Source organism: Nguyenibacter vanlangensis, assembly GCF_013376155.1.
Lineage (GTDB): Bacteria > Pseudomonadota > Alphaproteobacteria > Acetobacterales > Acetobacteraceae > Gluconacetobacter > Gluconacetobacter vanlangensis.
Map to the genome: position 1 here is coordinate 1 of NZ_JABXXP010000781.1, position 1241 is coordinate 1241.

The following is a 1241-nucleotide window of genomic DNA, read 5'->3' on the forward strand; positions in this document are numbered from 1 at the left end:
CCGGGACCTGCGCAGTCCCTATCTGTTTCCGGGCCGCACGCCCGGGACGCCCCTGACCCGCCAGGGATTCGACGGGATTCTGCGCGAGGTCGCGCTGCGTGCCGGCCTGGACCCGGCGCGCGTGTCGCCGCACGTGCTGCGCCATTCCTTCGCGACCCATATGCTGGCGCGCGGGGCGGATCTGCGGGCGTTGCAGGTCCTGCTGGGCCATGCGGACATCGCGACCACGCAGATCTATACCCACGTGCTGGCCGAGCGCCTGCGCCAGGCGGTCGAATCCCATCCCCTGGCCCGGGCGGCGGGAAGGGGGGAAAAGGGGATCGGACGCGGTTTTCCGCCGGAATAAGCTTGGCAGGATTCGTGGCTGTGCTATCCGCACGGCATGCGCCAGTTTCTAGATTTCGAAAAACCCGTCGCCGAGCTTGAGGACAAGATCGACGAGCTTCGCAAGATGTCCGGTCCCGACGGCATCAACCTCGCCGAGGAGATCGCCCGCCTGACGGACAAGGCGGACAAGCAGTTGCGCGCGGCCTATGCCAAGCTGACCCCGTGGCAGAAGGTGCAGGTGGCCCGGCATGCGCAGCGTCCGCACGCGGTCGATTACATCGGCACGCTGATCGAGGACTTCACCCCGCTGGCCGGCGACCGGCTGTTCGCCGAGGACAAGGCCGTGGTCGGCGGGCTCGGGCGTTTCCAGGGCCGTCCGGTCGTGGTGATCGGCACCGAGCGCGGCGCGGACCTGGATACCAGGCTGGAGCATAATTTCGGCATGGCGCGGCCCGAGGGCTATCGCAAGGCGCAGCGCCTGATGGACCTGGCGGGGCGGTTCGACATGCCGATCCTGACCTTTATCGATACGGCGGGCGCCTGGCCGGGAATCGATGCCGAGGCCCGTGGCCAGGCCGAGGCGATCGCGCGGTCGATCGATCTCTGCCTGGCCGCGCCGGTGCCGGTGATCGCCACCGTGATCGGCGAGGGCGGTTCGGGCGGCGCCGTGGCGCTGGGCGCGGGCGACCGGGTGATGATGCTGGAGCACGCGATCTATTCCGTGATCTCGCCCGAGGCCTGCGCCTCGATCCTCTGGCGCGATCCCAAGCAGGCCACCAGCGCCGCCGACGCGTTGAAGCTGACGGCGCAGGACCTGCTGCAACTGGGCCTGATCGATCGCATCATCCCCGAGCCGCTGGGCGGCGCCCAGCGCGATCCCGAGGCGACGATCCGCGCGGTGGGCGATGCGATCG

2 protein-coding genes are annotated in these 1241 nt (G+C 69.5%); both read left to right on the forward strand.

Annotation, left to right across the window (positions count from 1 at the left end):
* Window positions 1-346: tyrosine-type recombinase/integrase (locus HUK84_RS18970; protein WP_176641608.1), on the forward strand; the 346-nt coding region annotated here is incomplete at its 5' end.
* A gap of 36 nt (window positions 347-382) precedes the next feature.
* Window positions 383-1241: acetyl-CoA carboxylase carboxyltransferase subunit alpha (locus tag HUK84_RS18975; RefSeq protein WP_176641609.1), on the forward strand; the 859-nt coding region annotated here is incomplete at its 3' end.